This window comes from Desulfobacula sp. (assembly GCF_030611305.1).
GTDB lineage: Bacteria > Desulfobacterota > Desulfobacteria > Desulfobacterales > Desulfobacteraceae > Desulfobacula.
Map to the genome: position 1 here is coordinate 1 of NZ_JAUWQB010000068.1, position 18592 is coordinate 18592.

Annotated in this window: 22 protein-coding genes; 9 read left to right on the top strand and 13 right to left on the bottom strand. The window is 38.9% G+C overall.

Annotation, left to right across the window (positions count from 1 at the left end; all coding sequences use genetic code 11):
- Positions 1-66: 66 nt before the first annotated feature.
- From secG to kdsA, 13 genes are read right to left on the bottom strand one after another with little or no spacing between them, the layout of a single operon-like run.
- Positions 67-354 carry a preprotein translocase subunit SecG gene (gene secG / locus QAI40_RS12565; protein WP_299978265.1) on the bottom strand — a complete coding sequence of 96 codons (288 nt, stop codon included), beginning with the start codon at positions 352-354 and terminating at the stop codon, positions 67-69.
- A gap of 5 nt (positions 355-359) precedes the next feature.
- The gene (gene tpiA, locus QAI40_RS12570; protein ID WP_299978262.1) at positions 360-1118 is read right to left on the bottom strand and encodes a triose-phosphate isomerase; all 759 of its coding nucleotides are present in this window, start codon (positions 1116-1118) and stop codon (positions 360-362) included.
- Positions 1119-1136: 18 nt separating this feature from the next.
- Entirely contained in the window at positions 1137-2144 is a 1008-nt protein-coding gene (gene gap / locus QAI40_RS12575) for a type I glyceraldehyde-3-phosphate dehydrogenase (protein ID WP_299978259.1), read from the bottom strand.
- Between the two features lie 35 nt (positions 2145-2179).
- Positions 2180-2593 carry a PTS sugar transporter subunit IIA gene (locus tag QAI40_RS12580; protein WP_299978256.1) on the bottom strand — a complete coding sequence of 138 codons (414 nt, stop codon included), beginning with the start codon at positions 2591-2593 and terminating at the stop codon, positions 2180-2182.
- Complete coding sequence (gene rapZ, locus QAI40_RS12585) at positions 2590-3465, bottom strand: RNase adapter RapZ (protein WP_299978253.1); 876 nt, start codon at positions 3463-3465, stop codon at positions 2590-2592. Before rapZ ends, QAI40_RS12580 begins: the two co-directional genes overlap by 4 nt.
- 23 nt (positions 3466-3488) lie before the next feature.
- Positions 3489-3947, bottom strand: a complete 459-nt coding sequence (locus QAI40_RS12590; protein ID WP_299978250.1) for a PTS sugar transporter subunit IIA — start codon at positions 3945-3947, stop codon at positions 3489-3491.
- A gap of 8 nt (positions 3948-3955) precedes the next feature.
- Positions 3956-4498 (bottom strand): ribosome hibernation-promoting factor, HPF/YfiA family, encoded by a 543-nt coding sequence (hpf, locus tag QAI40_RS12595; RefSeq protein ID WP_299978247.1) that lies wholly within the window; start codon positions 4496-4498, stop codon positions 3956-3958.
- A gap of 10 nt (positions 4499-4508) precedes the next feature.
- Positions 4509-5957 carry an RNA polymerase factor sigma-54 gene (gene rpoN / locus QAI40_RS12600; protein WP_299978244.1) on the bottom strand — a complete coding sequence of 483 codons (1449 nt, stop codon included), beginning with the start codon at positions 5955-5957 and terminating at the stop codon, positions 4509-4511.
- Between the two features lies 1 nt (position 5958).
- The gene (lptB, locus tag QAI40_RS12605; RefSeq protein ID WP_299978241.1) at positions 5959-6699 is read right to left on the bottom strand and encodes an LPS export ABC transporter ATP-binding protein; all 741 of its coding nucleotides are present in this window, start codon (positions 6697-6699) and stop codon (positions 5959-5961) included.
- On the bottom strand, positions 6699-7256 hold the full coding sequence (locus QAI40_RS12610; protein ID WP_299978238.1) for an LptA/OstA family protein: 558 nt from the start codon (positions 7254-7256) through the stop codon (positions 6699-6701). The genes lptB and QAI40_RS12610 overlap by 1 nt, the downstream gene beginning before the upstream one ends.
- A complete protein-coding gene (gene lptC, locus QAI40_RS12615; protein WP_299978236.1) occupies positions 7234-7812 on the bottom strand; it encodes an LPS export ABC transporter periplasmic protein LptC in 579 nt (192 codons plus the stop codon). The genes QAI40_RS12610 and lptC overlap by 23 nt, the downstream gene beginning before the upstream one ends.
- Positions 7809-8324, bottom strand: a complete 516-nt coding sequence (locus QAI40_RS12620) for a KdsC family phosphatase (protein ID WP_299978233.1) — start codon at positions 8322-8324, stop codon at positions 7809-7811. Before QAI40_RS12620 ends, lptC begins: the two co-directional genes overlap by 4 nt.
- A gap of 5 nt (positions 8325-8329) precedes the next feature.
- The gene (kdsA, locus tag QAI40_RS12625) at positions 8330-9142 is read right to left on the bottom strand and encodes a 3-deoxy-8-phosphooctulonate synthase (RefSeq protein ID WP_299978230.1); all 813 of its coding nucleotides are present in this window, start codon (positions 9140-9142) and stop codon (positions 8330-8332) included.
- A gap of 157 nt (positions 9143-9299) precedes the next feature.
- Between kdsA and QAI40_RS12630 the strand changes: the two genes are divergently transcribed.
- From QAI40_RS12630 to QAI40_RS12670, 9 genes are all read left to right on the top strand, one after another.
- The gene (locus QAI40_RS12630; RefSeq protein ID WP_299978227.1) at positions 9300-10682 is read left to right on the top strand and encodes a M23 family metallopeptidase; all 1383 of its coding nucleotides are present in this window, start codon (positions 9300-9302) and stop codon (positions 10680-10682) included.
- Positions 10683-10697: 15 nt separating this feature from the next.
- Positions 10698-11861, top strand: a complete 1164-nt coding sequence (locus tag QAI40_RS12635) for a homocysteine biosynthesis protein (RefSeq protein WP_299978225.1) — start codon at positions 10698-10700, stop codon at positions 11859-11861.
- A gap of 23 nt (positions 11862-11884) precedes the next feature.
- Positions 11885-12508: a signal peptidase I gene (gene lepB / locus QAI40_RS12640; RefSeq protein WP_299978222.1), complete on the top strand. Its 624-nt coding sequence runs from the start codon at positions 11885-11887 to the stop codon at positions 12506-12508.
- Positions 12509-12518: 10 nt separating this feature from the next.
- Complete coding sequence (locus QAI40_RS12645) at positions 12519-13457, top strand: aspartate carbamoyltransferase catalytic subunit (protein WP_299978219.1); 939 nt, start codon at positions 12519-12521, stop codon at positions 13455-13457.
- The gene (locus QAI40_RS12650) at positions 13441-14727 is read left to right on the top strand and encodes a dihydroorotase (RefSeq protein ID WP_299978216.1); all 1287 of its coding nucleotides are present in this window, start codon (positions 13441-13443) and stop codon (positions 14725-14727) included. Before QAI40_RS12645 ends, QAI40_RS12650 begins: the two co-directional genes overlap by 17 nt.
- Positions 14724-16121 (top strand): sigma-54-dependent transcriptional regulator, encoded by a 1398-nt coding sequence (locus tag QAI40_RS12655; protein ID WP_299978213.1) that lies wholly within the window; start codon positions 14724-14726, stop codon positions 16119-16121. Before QAI40_RS12650 ends, QAI40_RS12655 begins: the two co-directional genes overlap by 4 nt.
- Before the next feature lie 437 nt (positions 16122-16558).
- Positions 16559-16981: a nucleotidyltransferase substrate binding protein gene (locus QAI40_RS12660; protein ID WP_299978210.1), complete on the top strand. Its 423-nt coding sequence runs from the start codon at positions 16559-16561 to the stop codon at positions 16979-16981.
- On the top strand, positions 16978-17277 hold the full coding sequence (locus QAI40_RS12665) for a nucleotidyltransferase domain-containing protein (RefSeq protein WP_299978207.1): 300 nt from the start codon (positions 16978-16980) through the stop codon (positions 17275-17277). Before QAI40_RS12660 ends, QAI40_RS12665 begins: the two co-directional genes overlap by 4 nt.
- Positions 17278-17431: 154 nt before the next feature.
- A partial coding sequence (locus tag QAI40_RS12670) for an ATP-binding protein (protein ID WP_304511656.1) occupies positions 17432-18592 on the top strand: 1161 nt, incomplete at its 3' end.

Here is an 18592-nt window from a genome sequence, read left to right on the forward strand (position 1 = left end):
CACACGCCCCTCAAGCGTGCGTGTCTACCTATTCCACCACTTCGGCATTAGGTTTTTACCGATGTCTTATTCGGTCGTCTGCTCAACCGGTGTAGTGTTTTCCTTCATCACTGATGTGTCTGACTTATGGCCTGACATGTAAGCCAAAGTAAAAGATGTTACCATAAAAATAATGGCAACGGCTGTTGTAATTTTAGTCAGTATGGTTGCAGGACCCGTAGCACCAAAAAGTGTCTGGCCTGCTCCGCCACCAAGAGAAATTCCCATCTCCGCGCCTTTTCCACTTTGAAGCAATACAATCAGAATTAATAAGATGCAAACTGTAACATGTAATGCGACTACTAAATTTGTCATATCGATTATTTATTATATTTTATAATGTTAATAAATTTATTTGCATCAAGGCTTGCTCCACCAACAAGAGCTCCGTCAACATCCTTAATACCCATTAAGTCTTTTGCATTCTCCGGATTGACTGAACCACCATACAATATTCGCGTCTGATTGGAAAAGTCCTTTGAAAACAACCTCTCAAGCGAAGAACGCAGATATTGATGAACTTGCCTTACCTGATCAACGCCAGCTGTTTTTCCTGTGCCGATCGCCCATACAGGTTCATACGCAAGCACTAAATGTGCAAGTTCATCAAGACCAAAGCCTTTTAACCCATCTGACACCTGTTTGTCAAGTATCAAAAATGTTTTTTCATCGGCTCTTTGGCTTTCGGTTTCTCCAATACATAAAACAGGTTTTAAGCCCGACTTTATTGCAGATTTAATTTTTTTACAGACCGAAGAATCGGTTTCGCCAAAGTGCTGTCTTCTTTCGGAATGACCAATGATAACATATTCCGCACCGGCAGCTTTAATCATATCTGCTGAGACTTCACCAGTGAACGCACCCTCTTCTTTAAAATAGAGATTTTGGGCTCCGATTTTTACATTGGTATTTTCAATTGATGCTGCAACCAGGGGCAGAGAAAGGAATGTCGGTGCTATCATGACCTCGACACCGTGGATATCTGAACAGAGTTGTGCCAGAGCCATAGCTGTTTCAACTGCTTCAGGTCCGGTTTTGTACATTTTCCAGTTGCCGGCAATTAAGGGGATTCTGCTCATTTTATGCCTCCTGATCTATTATAAAGATTTTCCGATCATGACTGCAAGATCAATCATTCTGTTGGAATAACCTGCTTCATTGTCATACCATGAATAGATTTTTACCATGTTACCGTTAATGACATCCGTACACCCCGCATCAACAATTGAGGAAAGCGGATTTGAGTTGAAATCAATGGACACCAGGGGAATATTGCAAAATCCTAATATATCCTTAAGATTTTCATTGGATGCTTTTTCCAAAGCTTTATTCACATCTTCTTTTACAAGATCGTCTTTCTCGGTCACCACCACAAAATCAACTAGGGAAACATTGGGGGTTGGTACCCGGATGGATAGCCCATTGAGTTTGCCTTCAAGCTCGGGGAGCACTAATGATACGGCTTTTGCCGCGCCGGTCGTCGTCGGAATCATTGAAAGGCCGGCAGCCCTGGCTCTTCTCAAATCTTTATGGGGAAAATCAAGGATGCGCTGATCACCAGTGTAGGAATGAATGGTCGTCATCATTCCTGCGACAATTCCAAAATTATCAAGCAAAACCTTTGCAACAGGAGCAAGGCAGTTGGTTGTACAGGAAGCGTTTGAAATGATGTTGTGAGATGCCGGATCATACATCTCATGGTTTACACCCATCACAATGGTAATGTCCGGACTGCCGGCAGGCGCAGAAATAAGAACTTTTTTTGCTCCCCCGTCAAAATGTTTGGATGCACCATCACGATTTCTGAAAAAGCCCGTACATTCGCAGACAATATCCACATTCGCAGCTTTCCATGGAATTTGTCCTGGATCTTTAAAGGCTGTGACTTTGATAGTTTTATTGTCAACAATAATTGAGTCTTCGTTTGCAGACACTGTGAGTTCGAGGATTCCGTGAACAGAGTCATATTTAAGAAGATGTGCTATGGTTTTTGTGTCAGTCAGGTCGTTTATTGCCGTTATTTCCACATTCGGATTGTTTAATGCTGCACGAAAGACCATTCTGCCGATTCTGCCAAATCCATTAATACCTAATTTGATAGTCATTGGTAGTTTCCTTTGGTTTACTGGAACAAAATTTTTTATACCCTTTTTGTTCCTTTTAAAATTCCGCTGGCAAGAGATATGCTTTTTTTCCCATGCTCGACAAGGGATAAGGTTAATGTATCCATATCCATTTTCGATCTTGCAGTAACCGCTTTTAAAAGAATAGGAAGATTTACACCGGAAATTACTTCGATCTGTCCTTCTTCTAAGAAAGAATAGCTTAAATTTGAAGGAGTTCCGCCAAACATATCTGTTAAGATAATAACACCATTATCTGTTTTGACTTTTGAGATTCCCTTCTTAATTTTTTTTCTTAAGCTGTTTGGATCTTCCTGGATATTAATCGAAACGGAAAACAGGTTGTCCTGGCTTTTGCCTAAAATAAATTCAACCGTTTCAATTAAAGTACTTCCTAAGTTTGCATGAGTGACTAATAGTATACCTATCATGTTTGTTTTACATCCCTGTCAATATCTCTGTGGATCAGACCGGGATTGAGCCCTTTTTTATTAAGATGTTCAAAAATACTTCTTGCAATGGCCACACTTCTATGTCTGCCCCCGGTACATCCGATGGCAAATGTCAAATACGCCTTATTTTCTCTTTTGTATAAAGGGATTAAATAATCAAGAAGGTTCAAATACTTTTCAAGAAAAGCCTGGGTTTCATTGTTTGATAATATAAATTGTTTAACAGCCTTAGATTCTCCATCCTGATTTTTAAGTTCCGGTATAAAATACGGATTGATTAAGAATCTCACATCCATAACAAGATCGGCCTCATTTGGAATTCCATGTTTAAATCCAAACGAGATAATATTTATTTTTGTTAAGCTGATGGATTTATCTCCATCATGAATCAGATCAAGAATCCCGGTTTTAAGCTGATGAACATTTAAGCCTGTTGTATTAATAATGTGCTGTGCTGTTTGTTTTATGGGCAACATCATTTTTTTTTCCAGTTTAATATTGTCCAAAAGGCTTTTTTCGCTTGAAACAGGATGTTGACGTCTGGTTTGGCTAAATCTTTTTAACAGGGTATCAATATTTGCTTCAAGAAATATAATTTGAGGAGATATGCCTGAATTCTCAAGTGAACAAATACCCGGTGCATAATTTGATATAAAGTTTTTACTCCTCATGTCCATCACAACCGCAAGTCCCTTAACTTCCGGGTTATCTTTTAGCGGCAGATCCAGAAATCTTGGCAAAAGTTCGATGGGCATATTATCGACACAGTAAAACAAAGCATCTTCAAATGCTTGAATGGCCGTTGTTTTTCCAGACCCGGAAAGACCGGTTATGATATAAACCTTTTGCATTCTACTTATGTTTGACCTTCAGGTTAAAAGTCTTCATCCTGCTCCATGATGATATCGTATATATCATCAACAGATTTTGCAGTTGCTAGTTTTTTTTTGAATTGATCCATTTTCAAAAGTTTGGAAATTTGGGCTAAAACCTTAAGGTGGCCACCGGTAGAGTTTTCCGGGGTCAGTAACAGGAAAAAAATGTGGACCGGTTTGTCGTCAAGTGATTCATATTCAACCCCTTCGCGGCTAAGCCCGAAACCAACAATAATAGATCTCACCAAGTCAAGTTTGCCATGGGGAATAGCAATCCCGCCACCAATACCCGTACTGCCTAACTGCTCTCTTTCCATGAGAACGGTGGCAATTTCTTTTGTGGATGCTTTTGTCGTTGTGGAAACCACACCGGCAAGTTCATCGATCACCCCTTTTTTGTCACTGGCTTTAAGGTTTGCAATAATAGAACCTTTATCAAGAAGCTGGCTGATTCTCATTTAATAAATTATCCTCTGGGCTGGATTAATCCCAGCCTACCATTCTTGTGTTTATATAGAACATTGAGTTGCTCTGTTCGGGCATTGTTGAAAACAAAAAATGATTGTTTGCCTGAATTTAATTCAATAGCCGCATCTTCAATATCCATGGGTTTATAGTCAATTGTTTCAACAATAATTTGATCTGTCATCGGATTTTCCGAAAATCCTTCCGGAAAATCTAATTGTACGGATTCATTCTTAATACTCTGCTTTTTTCCCGACATATGCCGCTTAATTTTTTCTTTATTTTTTTTAATTTGGGATTTTATCTTATCCATCAGCGCATCAATGGATGAATACATACTTTCGGAATTTTCCCTGGCATGAATTTTTAATCTGTCACACGTCAGTGTGATTTCGGCTATATGCCTGATTTTTTCAACTGACAGCACGACATATGCTTCAGCAGGGCTGTCCAAAATCTTATCAAATTTATCCAGCTTTTTTTGGACATAAGATTTTAAGGAACTTGAGGGGTCAATCTTTTTAAAAGTAACTGTTGTTTGCATAAAAACCTCCCTAAAGTTGTTTACGTTTATTAGAAGGAAGTATATTAAGTACTTTCCTGTATTTAGCAACAGTTCGCCTGGCTATCTGAATATTTGAATCCTGAAGAATGCCGGCTAGTTTTTCATCGCTTAAAGGACTTTCATGGTCTTCGTTCTCTATCAGCAGTCTTATCCTGTCCTTTACACTTGCCGATGCCATGGATTCTCCGCCGGTTCGTTCGATTGAAGAGTTAAAAAAGTATTTCAATTCAAAGAGTCCCTGGGGTGTGTAGGCATATTTATTGGTTGTCACACGACTGATCGTGGATTCATGCATCTCAATATCTTCCGCGATATCCTTTAGAATTAATGGTCTTAGATATGCAATACCTTTTTCAAAAAATCTCCTCTGGAATTTAAGAATACTTTCCATGACAAGGTATATTGTTTTCTGGCGCTGGTGAATACTTTTAATGAGCCAGGATGCAGACTGCATTTTTTCATTAAGGTAATTTTTTGTATCCTTTGATATTTTGCGGCCATTGGCAATAGCATCCTTATAAAATCGATTGATTTTCAGCTTCGGCAGTCCATCATCATTCATAACAATTTTAAAACCATCGTCATGTTTGTAAATATATATATCAGGTGTAATATAGGCAGAGTTATCCGTTGAAAATTTTCGACCGGGTTTGGGCTCAAGATATTGTATGATTTTAACTGCCACCCTGACATCATTTACTGATATTTTTAATGCTTTTGCAATTTTTTTACTGTTTCTGTTTTCAAGGTTTTTCAAATGATTTTTTATAATTTCAGTGATAATGGGGTTGTCAATGCCGAGTTGCTGTACCTGAATAAGCAAGGTCTCACAAAGATCTCTGGCACAAACACCAGGCGGATCAAACGTTTGAAGAATTGAAAGGATATCTTCAACAAATTCTATATCCGAGCTGCAAGCCAGCGCAATTTCTTCAACATCACTGCAAAGGTAACCGTCTCTGTTCAGATTGCCGATAATCATTATACCGATTTTTTTTTCTTCTTCATTGAGTCCATAGAGCCTCAACTGCCATTGAAGATGGTCTTTCAGGGTTTTTTTTTCAGAAACAAACGCTTCGAAATTAGGTGCTTCGGTATTTTCTGATTCCGTATAGACTCTTCCGGTGGAATTATATTCATTAATATAATTTTCCCAGTCCGTGTCAGGTTTTACTTTTTCTTCAATGGTGACTTCTTTTACGGGGCTTTCTTTTTCAGGAGAAGCAGTTTCAGTTTCACTTTCCTGTGCTGTAATTTTATTATCAGATAGTTCTTCTGTTTCTGCTTCTTCCAGTGCAGGGTTTTGTTCCATTTCCTCTTGAATCATTTCAGCAAGTTCAATGCGAGACAGCTGGAGCAACTTGATTGCCTGCTGAAGCTGAGGCGTCATGACAAGCTGTTGAGTTAATATTAGACTTTGTTGTAATCCAAGTTCCATGTTATAGTTTGAAATTTTCTCCCAAATAAATTTTTTTAGCTATTTCACTTGAAATGATTTTATCAGGGTTTCCTGATTCAATAACCTTCCCCTGGTTCATAATAAAAGCATTATCACAAACTCCAAGGGTTTCTCTCACATTATGATCTGATATTAAAACGCCGATTCCCTTTTGAGTCAACTGATAAATTATTTGCTGGATATCAATGACGGCCAAAGGATCTATACCTGCAAAGGGTTCATCCAGAAGAATAAATAAGGGATCGGTCGCAAGTACTCTTGAAATTTCAAGGCGCCGTCTCTCTCCCCCGGAAAGAGAATTTGCTTTCTGATTGGCAAGATCCTTGATGCCGAGTTCTCTCATCAGATTCATGGCTTTTTGTTCAATATTAAAATTATTTTTACGTGTGACCTTCAGGTTAGGCAAAACTTCAAGTATGGCGGTGATATTCTGTTTAACCGTCAGCTTTTTGAAAATGCTTGATTCCTGGGGAAGATAGCCAATTCCTTTTCGAGCCCGGATATACATTGGGTATTGAGCGATATCTTCTTTATCTATCAGAACTGTACCGCCATCAGGCTTGATCAACCCCACTGCCATATAAAACGTTGTTGTTTTGCCGGCCCCGTTTGGTCCTAGAAGACCTGTTACTTCACCCTGTTTCACTGTAAGGCTGACAGTGTCTACAACTTTTTTGCCATCATAGATTTTTATAAGATTTTTTAGTACAAGTTGTGTCATTATTGTTTATCAGTGATATTATCTTCGGGATTAAAAAACGCTTCAACTCTTTTTGTACCGTCACTTTCCACTATTACCTTCTCTTGATTTCTAAAAAGAGTAATTTTTTTTCCGGTTACAAAACTTGAACCGGTTATTAATTTAGGGGATTTACCTGTAAGAACCAGTATCTCGTCATGGGTTGTATAGACCGCTTTATCGGCAAATGCCTTTCGTTCTCCAGCCGTGTATCTGACATTTCCGGTTGAAACAATTTTTTTTACATTGCTTTGAGCAGAACTATCTTTATCGGTTTTGTCATCAACAAAATAAAGTTTGATGGAATCTGCAAACACAATCGAATCAAGTCTTGTGGCCTTGACATTTCCGATAAATTCAACCATTGACGCGTCTTTTTGTGCAATCATTTTATCGGATATAACATGAAGGGGCGCCTTGTTGGCCTCGGTTTGGGTTTGAGAACAGACATTATTTGTTTTTAACAGAAATACAGAACAAATAAGAATAAGAGAAAACAAAAATTTAGATGTTGATTTACATAATATTGAAGTCTTCACTGAAATTTCCCCTGACATGCCCCTTTAAAATTGTATAATTGTCATTCAAATCTATTGTCATTGAATCTGCTTCAATGACAGAATTTTGCTTTTCAAGCTTCACGTGAGTGTCGGAATATATTATATGTGCTTTTTTATTATAATGCAACTTATCGGTTCTCAGAACAGAAGTTTCATACGTTACAATAACATTGTCTGAAAATATCATGTCATGGGTTTTTGTGTTGAGAATGCCTTTTTCAGACGTTAAGCAAACTTTTTTATTGTCTTTTGTAAAAAAAATGATTGATACACTAATGAGTACCGCCTTGTTTTCATCTTTTAAGAGAGTAGCAGAGGCGGCTTCCAACTCCCATTCTTTTATTCCGTTTTTTTTTGAAATCTGCTTTAAAACGTTCAACTTCAAGGCGGCTTTAGTATCTATTTTAATATCATGAAGTTGCACAGGTTTGGAGAGCAACTTGTCAAAATAAAAAAAGCCGCTGATGATAATAATCATCAATATCAATAATCCGATTAAAGGGTAGGTCAGTTTTTGTTTTAAAGAGTGTGTCATGATAAGTATTTATCAAGGATAGCGTCCCATAATCCTTTTGCTTTCAGAATGCTTTCACATATTTCTCTGACCGCTCCATGGCCTCCTGGTTGACAAGTAGTAATGTCACAATGATTTTTAATATCTTCAGGGGCGTCGGAAACACAAAAAGAAATCCCCACTTTTTTCATTACAGGCAGATCCATCAGATCATCTCCGACAAACGCCATTTTTTTTGCCGCTATTCCTGTCCGGGAGATAATTTTGTCAAGGGCTTTTGATTTGTCCCTGATACCGTCAAACAACAAGGTTATGCCAAGATTTTCACATCTGTATTCCAAGGCCTTTGATTTGCGGCCGGTGATAATACCAACTCCTATCCCTGCATCCATTAGAAGCCTCATGCCAAGGCCATCCCTTGAATGAAAACTTTTTATCTGTTCTCCTGAGTCTGAATAGGTGATGCTTCCGTCAGTTAACACACCATCCACATCCAGCAGTAAAAGTTCAATATTTGCAAGGTCGGGTTTCATATGATTTATCCAACCGCTTTTTTGATGGCCAGAAGGGTGGATAAAAGCGCTTCCATATCGTTTAAGGCAAGAGAATTGGGTCCGTCGCACAGGGCTTTTTCAGGTTCCGGATGGGTTTCAATAAATAACCCGTCAGCGCCTGCGGCAATGGCCGCTTTTGATAAAGTAGGGACAAACTGCTTTTCTCCGGCCGAAGAATCAATAGCGCCTCCCGGGAGCTGAACACTGTGTGTCGCATCAAAGACGACGGGCACACCTAAATTTTTAATAATGGGTATGGATCGAAAGTCCACTACAAGATTATTATACCCGAATGATGACCCTCTTTCGGTAATACAGATATTTGTATTGCCGGATTCTTTTGTCTTGTTAAGAATATTATTGCATTCCAGGGGGGATAAAAATTGACCTTTTTTGATGTTAACAGGTTTTCCTGTATCGCATGCCGCCAGAATTAAATCAGTTTGCCTGCAAAGAAAAGCCGGTATTTGAATGATATCCAGAACTTTTGCTGCCTTTTGAGCCTGGTCAGGTAAGTGGATGTCCGAAATAACCGGAATCTTCAAATCTTTTTTAATAGAGTTAAGAATATCGAGACCTTTATCAAACCCTGGTCCCCTGAAAGATTGAATTGATGTCCGGTTTGCTTTATCAAAGGATGCTTTGAAAATAAAGGGTATATAAAGCAGATCAGTAATCTTTTTCAAATGATTTGCAATAAGAAAAGTTGTTTCATAATTTTCAATAACACAGGGGCCTGCAATAAGGAAAAAAACGGGTTCGGGTTTGTCTGTTAAATTAAAGAAGAAATTATTCATAAATGAATCCTAAATAGAAGTATTTTGAGGCTAAATTATATTTTGAGGGCAAAAAAGTCAAGAATACAAAATTGCTTGATAAGTTCGACCATAGCTGCTATTTTACTGTAATTTTGCTTAAATATCTACTAACCATCTGAAAAAATAGGTATTATTGATGAAAAGAGTTGTTTCCCTGGTTCTGTTTCTCGTTGTTTTCGTTCCAATTATTTGGGTACTTGTTTATAAATTTGAAGGCAAAAAACCTGTTGTTGATATTAAATTACCCTCTCTATATTTGAAAAAATCCTATGAGATGTCTCTTGATATTACGGACCATAAAACCGGCCTTCGCAAAATCATAGTATCGATCATACAGAAGGGCAAAGAAAAGGTTTTGCTCAAAAAACAATATGAATCCTCAGGTTTTTTAGACTTGTTGTCAGACGTCAAGACTATAAAAGATTCTTTTATCATTCCGGTTGAGTCCTGGAAATATGGAATGACAGATGGTGAAGCCGTCATTCGGATAATAGCGTCCGACTATTCATGGAGAGGGTGGAACAAGGGCAATATTTTCTATATTGAAAAAAAGGTAATTATTGATTCAAAGCCCCCTAGGGTAAGTGTCTTAACCAAACGTCACAATATCCAGCGAAGTGGTACCGCCCTCGTTATTTACAAGCTGTTTGAGGAAAACATAAAAAGTGGTGTCAAAGTGGGGGATAATTTTTTTCCGGGCCATTCCGGTCTTTTTGAGAACAAAAATATTTATACTGCTTTTTTTGCATTAAACCACATGCAGGGTCCGGGCAGTCAGATATCTGTTGTTGCCGAAGATCTGGCAGGAAATATTACAAAGAGAGGATTTTATCACTATATAAGGGATAAAAATTTTAAAACAGATGTTTTGAATATTTCTGACCGGTTTTTAGGGCTGAAGATGCCTGATTTTGATGTGGGTACCAAGAATGGGTCTTTCCAGGAATCTAAAAATCCCCTGCTTAAAAAGTTCTTATATATTAACGGCGAGGTCAGAAAGAATAATGTTGAAACTATATTAAGCGTTCCCCGGATTACGGAAAATAAAAAATACTGGGACGGCCGGTTTTTAAGACTCAGGGGGTCTGCCAGAAGGGCCGGATTTGCTGATCGGCGGATTTATAAGTATAAAGGCAAAGAGATTGACAGGGCAGTACACTTAGGGGTTGATCTTGCATCAACAGCTAATGCTCCTGTGAAAGCTGGTAATTCAGGCAGAGTGGTTTTTGCACAGTTTATAGGCATATTCGGTAATACGATAATGATTGATCACGGGTTTGGGCTTTGCAGCCTTTATTCGCATTTAAGCCAGATTTCAGTAACCAAGGGAGATATGGTTAAAAGGGGTGATGATATCGGCTTCACCGGTATGACAGGTCTTGCCGGCGGTGACCATCTCCATTTTTCAATGATTGTTCACAATGTTTTTGTAAACCCGGTAGAATGGTGGGATAATTCATGGATTAAAAATAACATTACATCAAAAATAGATTTTGTGAAGCAGGTGCCAAATCAATGATAGCAAAGGTTTGTTATGAGTGGGTATAAAGTTAATAAAACAATTGAACAGATAAACAAAAAAATTGCTGCCGGCGACGCTGTGGTTGTTACTGCAGAAGAAATTATCGACATTGCAAAAAAAGAGGGTGTTGTTGAAGCGGCTAAAAAAATTGATGTAGTGACAACCGGAACATTTGCACCCATGTGTTCTTCAGGGGTTTTTATCAATATCGGTCAGTCCAAACCCCTGGTCAGGACAACGAAAACCTGGTTTAATAATGTAGAGGCGTATTCAGGTGTGGCAGCAGTGGATTGTTATCTGGGTGCAACCCAGACCTGTGAAGATGATCCGTTAAATAAACGCCATCCCGGTGAATTCAATTATGGCGGTGGCCATGTGATCCAGGATCTGGTTGCCGGAAAACAAGTTCATATAAGAGCAGAAAGCTATGGTACGGACTGTTACCCCAATCGGAAAATAGAAAAGCTTGTCACATTAAAAGATTTGCCCAATGCCATGTTGTGTAATCCTCGTAATGCCTATCAAAACTATAATTGCGCAATCAATAAATCCGATAAGATAAAATATACCTATATGGGGACATTAAAATCAGACATGGGAAATGCTAATTATTCAACATCAGGTGAACTCAGCCCCTTGTTGAATGACCCTTATTTGAAAACCATCGGTGTTGGAACTCGAATTTTTTTAGGGGGAGCACAAGGGTATGTAACATGGACCGGTACCCAGCACAAAAAAGATGTTGAAAGAGGATTGAACGGTGTGCCGGTTACACCCGCAGGAACCCTTTCCGTAATTGGGGATTTAAAGGAAATGTCTCCCGAGTGGCTTGTGGGGCAAAGTATTCGAGGATACGGATGCTCGCTGTCAATCGGTTTTGGTATTCCAATCCCGATTTTAAATGAGGAAATTCTTAAATTTACATCGGTTTCAGATGATCAGGTGTTTACCCAGATCGTTGATTATGGATATGACTATCCGGAAGGCATTTCAAAATCCTACGGGCAAGTCAGCTATGCAGAGCTGAAAAGCGGTTCGATCATGATCAAAGGCAAAAAAATTCCAACGGTTCCTTTATCCAGCATGGTCAAGGCACGAAAAATAGCTGATATTCTGAAACAATCAATACAGAAGGCAAAGTTCTTTTTAGGTCAACCTCAGCACATGTTCTATTAGATTAAGCGATAAGGATATAAATAATGGCAGGAAAGAAAGCCAAGAGTTCTTTGCGGGAAAATACAGAAGCAATCATTATAGCAATTGTTATTGCCATGTTTATCAGAACATTTTTAGTTCAGGCATTTAAGATTCCATCCGGTTCCATGCTGGAAACGCTTCAAATCGGAGACCAGATTCTTGTTAATAAATTTATATACGGCGTAAAGATTCCATTTACGGATGGTAAAACCCTCATTCCTGTGAAGAATCCTGAAAAGGGTGATATTGTTGTATTCGAGTATCCTGAAGATCCTTCCAAAGATTTTATTAAACGAGTGATTGCCGGAGGGGGAGACACTCTGGAAATTATTGACAAAAAGATCTATGTAAATGATAACCTGGTTGAAGGCGAGAAGTATGCCGTTTATAAAAGCAGCAAGATATACTCGGCAATGGTGAGCCCAAGGGATAATTTAAGAAAAATCAGAGTCCCTGAAAACAAATTATTTGTGATGGGTGATAACAGGGACAACAGTCATGACAGCAGGTTCTGGGGGTTTGTTGATCTAAAGGCGGTCAAAGGTGAAGCATTTATTATTTACTGGTCATGGAATAAAAATAAGTTTGGAGTAAGATGGAATAGAATCGGTGATTTATTAATATAAGGGTGTAACAATGCGGTTTACAAAAAAAGATATTCTTGATATCGAATCTCTTGAACCCCGTGAAATTTCAATGATTCTCGATACAGCCCAAGGGATGAAAGAAATTTCAGAACGACCTGTAAAAAAAGTACCCACGTTAAGGGGCAAAACCATAGTCCTTTTTTTCCAGGAACCCTCAACAAGAACAAAGCTTTCCTTTGATACTGCCGCCAAAAGGCTTTCTGCAGACAGTATTTCCATTTCAAAGAGTTCTTCCAGTATTGTGAAAGGTGAGACACTGATCGATACGGCCAAGAACCTTGAAGCAATGAAGCCGGACGTCATTGTCTTACGGCACCCATCTTCCGGAGCCCCTCATTTAATTGCTAAACGTGTAAATTCTTCGGTCATTAACGCCGGGGACGGGATTCATGCACACCCTTCCCAGGCGCTGCTGGACATGATGAGTGTCAGGGAAAAAAAAGGAAAAATTGAAGGGCTGAACATTTCTATTATTGGGGATATTGCCCATTCAAGGGTTGCTCGATCTGATATTACAGGGTTTTCCAAAATGGGCGCCAATGTTTGTATTTGTGCTCCCAAAACCATGATTCCCATGGGAATAGAAAGTTTGGGATGCATAGTATCCCCCAATATGGAAACCTGTATTGAAGGGGCGGATGTCATCATGATGCTTAGAATTCAGAAAGAAAGGCAGGACAACATTCTTTTTCCGACAGAAAGGGAATATGCAACACTTTTCGGGTTGAACAAGGCCCGGCTGAATCTGGCAAAAAAAGATGTTATTGTCATGCATCCCGGGCCCATGAACAGGGGAGTTGAAATATCAAGCGATGTTGCAGACTCTGATAGTTCCATGATTTTAGAACAGGTTACCAATGGCGTTGCCTTGCGGATGGCATTGTTTTATCTGGTAGCAGGAGGTAGCAGACATGCGGATTCGGATTAAAGGGGCGCGCCTTCTCGACCCGGGAAATATTGATGATAATAAGGATATCATCATCAAAAATCATCTTATAGAAGCCATTGTTGATCCGATTTTTGATTCGAAAGAGAATGAAACCAGGACCGATATTGAAATAATTGATGCCCGAGGAATGATTGTTGTTCCCGGGCTGATTGATATTCATGTCCATTTGAGAGAACCGGGACAGGAATATAAGGAAACCATTGAAACAGGGCTTATGGCTGCGGCCAAAGGCGGGTTTACAGCAATCTGTTCCATGCCCAACACAAATCCGGTGAACGATAACAGCCAAGTGACTAAGTTTATTATCAATTGTGCAAATGAACTTGGGCTTTCAAAAGTATATCCAACCGGGGCAATAACACAGGGATCAATGGGAAACACGCTGGCTGAAATATATGACATGCAACAGGCCGGGATTGTCGCTGTAACCGATGATGGGAAACCACTTGAAAACTCAAACCTTATGCGGCGGGCATTGGAATATTGCAAGGGCCTGGATATTCCGGTCTTTGTTCATGCAGAAGAATTAAGTATAGCCGATGGCGGGTCCATGAATGAAGGTTTTTTTGCTACATTCTGGGGAATAAAAGGAATCCCTAACGCAGCCGAGAGCATAATGGTTGTAAGAGACATTGCACTTTCGGAGCTCACGGGTGCACCTGTTCATTTTTGCCATATCAGTACCAAAGAATCAGTGGAAGCCATCCGCCAGGCAAAAAAAAGAGGGGTGAAAATTACCTGTGAGACGGCACCGCATTATTTTACATTAACAGATGAAGACGTAAAAGATTATAATACCAATTTTAAAATGAATCCTCCATTACGTTCCGAAGAGGATCGTCAGGCCGTTATTCAAGGGCTTGTTGATGGCACAATCGATCTGATTGCATCAGATCATGCACCTCACAGTATAATAGAAAAAGATGTTGAATTTGACAGGGCAGCCTTTGGCATTGTCGGATTGGAAACTTCATTATCACTATCCTTAAAACTGGTCCACGATGGTTTTTTAACCATGGCAGAACTTGTAAACAAAATGGCAAAGCATCCGGCAAAAATCATTGGGATCAAAAACGACATACGCCCGGGGAATATTGCGGATTTGACCATTATCGATCCTGGGCATACCTATGAAATTGATCCTGCAACATTTAAATCCAAAAGTAAAAATACGCCTTTTGCCGGCCTTAAAGTCAAGGGAAGTACATTTTTAACCATGGTAAATGGTAAGGTTGTTTATCTAAAATGATAAATGAAACGCACAGTATTCTTGTGGTCGATGATGAAATAAGCATGCGCGAGCTTCTTGAGGTCTTATTGTCCAAAGAAGGATATAAGGTGTCGGATGCTAAAAATGGCAAACAGGCGTTAAAGATGATTCAAAAAAATGATTATGATCTTATTCTGTCTGATATTCGCCTTGGTGACATTACGGGCCTGGAAGTTTTAAAGGAGGCTAAAAAGAAGAATACAGACACTGTTATTATCATGATATCCGCTTATTCCACGACAGAAATTGCTGTTGAGGCCATGAATGAGGGGGCTTATGATTTTGTCCCCAAACCCTTTGATAATATTGAATTAAAGCAGACCATCCAAAAAGCCCTTGAATTAAAGACCCTTGAGCAGGAAAAAGAGCGTACCTCAACAGAGATTAAGGATAATATGCATTTTAACAGGATTATCGGGAGAAGTCCTGGAATGCAGGCTATTTACAAAAAAATTGAACAGATCGGCCCGACAAAGATCAATGTTTTGATTACCGGAGAGAGTGGCACCGGAAAGGAGTTGATTGCAAAGGCTATCCATGAAAATTCAGACCGGGGGGACAACCCTTTTGTGGTTGTCAATTGCGGTGGTATCCCGGATACGTTAATAGAGAGTGAATTTTTCGGTCATGTCAAAGGCTCCTTTACAGGAGCTATCAGGGACAAACAGGGGCTTTTTGAGGCAGCCGATCAAGGCACTATTTTTCTTGATGAAATCGGCGAATTGTCTCCCGTTTTACAGGTCAAGCTGTTGCGGGCTGTGCAGGAGACCTCATTTAAACCCGTGGGGGGGACAAAAGAAATCGAGGTGGATGTCAGGATTATCTCTGCCACCAATAAAAATCTTGACCAGGAAGTTATTGAGGGAAATTTTAGAGAAGATCTTTTTTTCAGACTCAATGTTATTCCCATTAAGGTCCCGCCGTTAAGGGATAGAAAAGGGGATGTAGCCCTTTTATCCAGGCATTTTGTTGAAAAATGTTCTAAAGAAATGGGGAAAGATATTGTAAAGCTGTCTTCCTATGCAGTTGATTTTTTAAATAAATACAGTTTTCCCGGCAATGTCAGGGAACTTGAGAATTTAATCGAACGAAGTGTGGCACTCTCATCCACAAACATTATTTTACCTGAAAGCCTGACCATTTCCACACACAAAAGGCGCAGATGGATTGAGGGCATAAAAGGAAGACGTTTTGATCTTGCCGATGTTGAGCAGGGTGTGGATCTGGATGAAATCCTGTCAACCATTGAACAGGCTTATCTTAAAAAAGCCATGGAAATTTCAGGCGGCAACAAAAGCAAGGCCGCCAATTATTTAAATTTAAGTTTAAGATCTATGCGTTACCGCCTTGATAAAACAGACTCTGTCGACTAAATCAAAACTTATTTTCAATATGCAAGATACCATTTCTTTCCCTCTTTTCCTCTTTCCCTGCTTCAAACAAACATTTCTATGCTTTTCGCAAAATATTCGTGTTGACAATAGCAATACGATTACATATGGTTTTTGTGTAGACAACACTTTTTGACTGGAGATAGAATCATTTAATGCATTTGAGGCTGCTCTAGATGTACCGTTGACTGAAAACAAAGCTGTTAAAAGGCTTCTGGCCAGCAAGGCGCCATGGGAAGATTGAGTTCGCCGATATCCTTGGCCGCCTGGCTGTAGATCACCGCTGTCAGGGAGCAGGCATTGGTCAAGGGCTACTCAAGGATGCGCTTGCACGCTCAATTAACGTTTCTGAACAGGTCGGAGCTCGTGTTCTCATAGTTCATGCACTCAATGACAAAGCAGAATATTGAGGATTAAGTATGTCAACAATAGATATTAGATGGATTCAGAGATTCAATAATTTCAGTAAAGCTTTTAAACAGCTTACAAAATTTATTGAAAAAGGGGAGTTGTCGGAACTTGAACAACAAGGCTTGATCCAATCTTTTGAATATAATTACGAGTTGGCCTGGAATACAATTAAAGATTTTTATGAAAATCAGGGTGAAACAGGTATTCAGGGAAGCCGGGATGCTATTCGGATGGCTTTTAAACGAGGACTAATCGTTAATGGTGATATATGGATGAAAATGATAAAAGGCAGAACCTTGACATCACATACCTATAATGAAGATACTGCAGATGAAATTGCAAAAGATATCAGCAATATTTATTACAATGAATTTCTTAAACTACAGGAAACATTTATTTTGTTAAAAGAAAAAGCACAAAGCGGAAAATGAAATTCGGGCTGAAAAATGACATAATCAAACAGGTAAATTATATTTTTGCAAGGTATCCACAAATTGAAAAAGCAATTATATACGGCTCAAGAGCCAAAGGTAACTATAAAACAGGCTCGGATATTGATCTTTCACTAACAGGCGAAGATTTAACGCTATCTCTTATACACGCAGTCGAATTGGAAATAGACGATTTACTTTTACCCTACACTTTTGATATTTCCATATTCAATCAAATATCTAATCCTGACCTGATAGAGCATATTAATAGAGTTGGACTTGTTTTTTATCCATGATATTTATATCCCTCCCAGTAAAATTAATGGTTGCTCTGGATGTACGTTGAATAAAAATAAAAAAGGCATGCCCTTACAATTTAGGATTGACATTCCTGAATCGTAAGGGCATGATGGCGATATTATTTAACGTTTGGAAAGAGACTGATGTAAAATGATAGAAAGATCCTTAAGCAAAAAAATATTGTCAATGACAAAGAGTTTTCCGGTGATTACCCTAACCGGCCCCAGGCAATCAGGGAAGACGACCCTTGTACGTTGGCTATTTCCTGACTATGAATATATCAATCTGGAAAATCTAAATGATCTACATGCAGTTCAGGAAGATCCATTACGTTTTTTAAAGGCATTTTCATCAACAGGCGTAATTATTGATGAGGCCCAAAAGCTTCCCGAACTCTTTTCTTATCTTCAAGGTATTGTTGATGAGTCTAAACAGATGGGAAAATTCATTTTGACAGGCTCTCAGAATTTTCTCCTGCTGGAAAAAATCACTCAATCTCTTGCAGGCAGAGTTGCAGTGTTTCGTTTGATGCCATTTGGCCTCTGTGAACTTGATCAAGCAGGATTTATTCAGGAAAATCTGGATAAAATTCTTTTTACCGGGTCATATCCTGTCCTCTATGACAGAGACATTCAACCGCAGGATTATTACCCTTCCTATATCCAGACTTACATTGAACGTGATGTCAGAAGCATAAAAAATATTGGCAACCTCAGCACTTTCCAAAGATTTATTAAATTATGTGCTGGAAGGACAGGACAACTGATTAATTTTTCGAGTATTGGAAACGAGTTAGGTATAAATTATAAAACAGTTTCTTCGTGGATATCGATCCTTGAAGCCAGCTTTATTGTTTATCTTTTAAAGCCTCATTATAAAAACTTTAACAAGCGCTTGGTAAAACAGAGTAAACTTTATTTTTTTGATACCGGTTTATTATGTTCTCTGCTTGACATTCAGAGCCAGGTTCAATTGAATTCTCACTATCTTCGCGGATTCATATTCGAATCATTTATCGTTATGGAGTATATCAAAATGCGCTATCATAAAGGTTTAGTTCCCAATGCTTTTTTTTGGAGAGATAACACAGGTCATGAGATTGATTTGCTGCTTGAAGAAGGAGAAAATCTAAAAGCGATTGAAATCAAATCCGGAGAAACAATCAATTCCGATTTCTTTAAAGGGTTAAAGTATTTTGGAAATTTGAGTAGGCTTTCAAAAGAAAATTTATTTTTAATATATGGCGGCTTAAAAAATTATAAAAGGACAGCAGCAAAGGTGTTGAGCTGGAAAAATTATAGGGAAATAGCA

Excerpts from the sequence above, each read along its gene's own strand:
- secG (WP_299978265.1), bottom strand. The coding sequence starts at position 354 with ATGACAAATTTAGTAGTCGCATTACATGTTACAGTTTGCATCTTATTA.
- tpiA (WP_299978262.1), bottom strand. The coding sequence starts at position 1,118 with ATGAGCAGAATCCCCTTAATTGCCGGCAACTGGAAAATGTACAAAACC.
- gap (WP_299978259.1), bottom strand. The coding sequence starts at position 2,144 with ATGACTATCAAATTAGGTATTAATGGATTTGGCAGAATCGGCAGAATG.
- QAI40_RS12580 (WP_299978256.1), bottom strand. The coding sequence starts at position 2,593 with ATGATAGGTATACTATTAGTCACTCATGCAAACTTAGGAAGTACTTTA.
- rapZ (WP_299978253.1), bottom strand. The coding sequence starts at position 3,465 with ATGCAAAAGGTTTATATCATAACCGGTCTTTCCGGGTCTGGAAAAACA.
- QAI40_RS12590 (WP_299978250.1), bottom strand. The coding sequence starts at position 3,947 with ATGAGAATCAGCCAGCTTCTTGATAAAGGTTCTATTATTGCAAACCTT.
- hpf (WP_299978247.1), bottom strand. The coding sequence starts at position 4,498 with ATGCAAACAACAGTTACTTTTAAAAAGATTGACCCCTCAAGTTCCTTA.
- rpoN (WP_299978244.1), bottom strand. The coding sequence starts at position 5,957 with ATGGAACTTGGATTACAACAAAGTCTAATATTAACTCAACAGCTTGTC.
- lptB (WP_299978241.1), bottom strand. The coding sequence starts at position 6,699 with ATGACACAACTTGTACTAAAAAATCTTATAAAAATCTATGATGGCAAA.
- lptC (WP_299978236.1), bottom strand. The coding sequence starts at position 7,812 with ATGACACACTCTTTAAAACAAAAACTGACCTACCCTTTAATCGGATTA.
- QAI40_RS12620 (WP_299978233.1), bottom strand. The coding sequence starts at position 8,324 with ATGAAACCCGACCTTGCAAATATTGAACTTTTACTGCTGGATGTGGAT.
- kdsA (WP_299978230.1), bottom strand. The coding sequence starts at position 9,142 with ATGAATAATTTCTTCTTTAATTTAACAGACAAACCCGAACCCGTTTTT.
- QAI40_RS12630 (WP_299978227.1), top strand. The coding sequence starts at position 9,300 with ATGAAAAGAGTTGTTTCCCTGGTTCTGTTTCTCGTTGTTTTCGTTCCA.
- QAI40_RS12635 (WP_299978225.1), top strand. The coding sequence starts at position 10,698 with ATGAGTGGGTATAAAGTTAATAAAACAATTGAACAGATAAACAAAAAA.
- lepB (WP_299978222.1), top strand. The coding sequence starts at position 11,885 with ATGGCAGGAAAGAAAGCCAAGAGTTCTTTGCGGGAAAATACAGAAGCA.
- QAI40_RS12645 (WP_299978219.1), top strand. The coding sequence starts at position 12,519 with ATGCGGTTTACAAAAAAAGATATTCTTGATATCGAATCTCTTGAACCC.
- QAI40_RS12650 (WP_299978216.1), top strand. The coding sequence starts at position 13,441 with ATGCGGATTCGGATTAAAGGGGCGCGCCTTCTCGACCCGGGAAATATT.
- QAI40_RS12655 (WP_299978213.1), top strand. The coding sequence starts at position 14,724 with ATGATAAATGAAACGCACAGTATTCTTGTGGTCGATGATGAAATAAGC.
- QAI40_RS12660 (WP_299978210.1), top strand. The coding sequence starts at position 16,559 with ATGTCAACAATAGATATTAGATGGATTCAGAGATTCAATAATTTCAGT.
- QAI40_RS12665 (WP_299978207.1), top strand. The coding sequence starts at position 16,978 with ATGAAATTCGGGCTGAAAAATGACATAATCAAACAGGTAAATTATATT.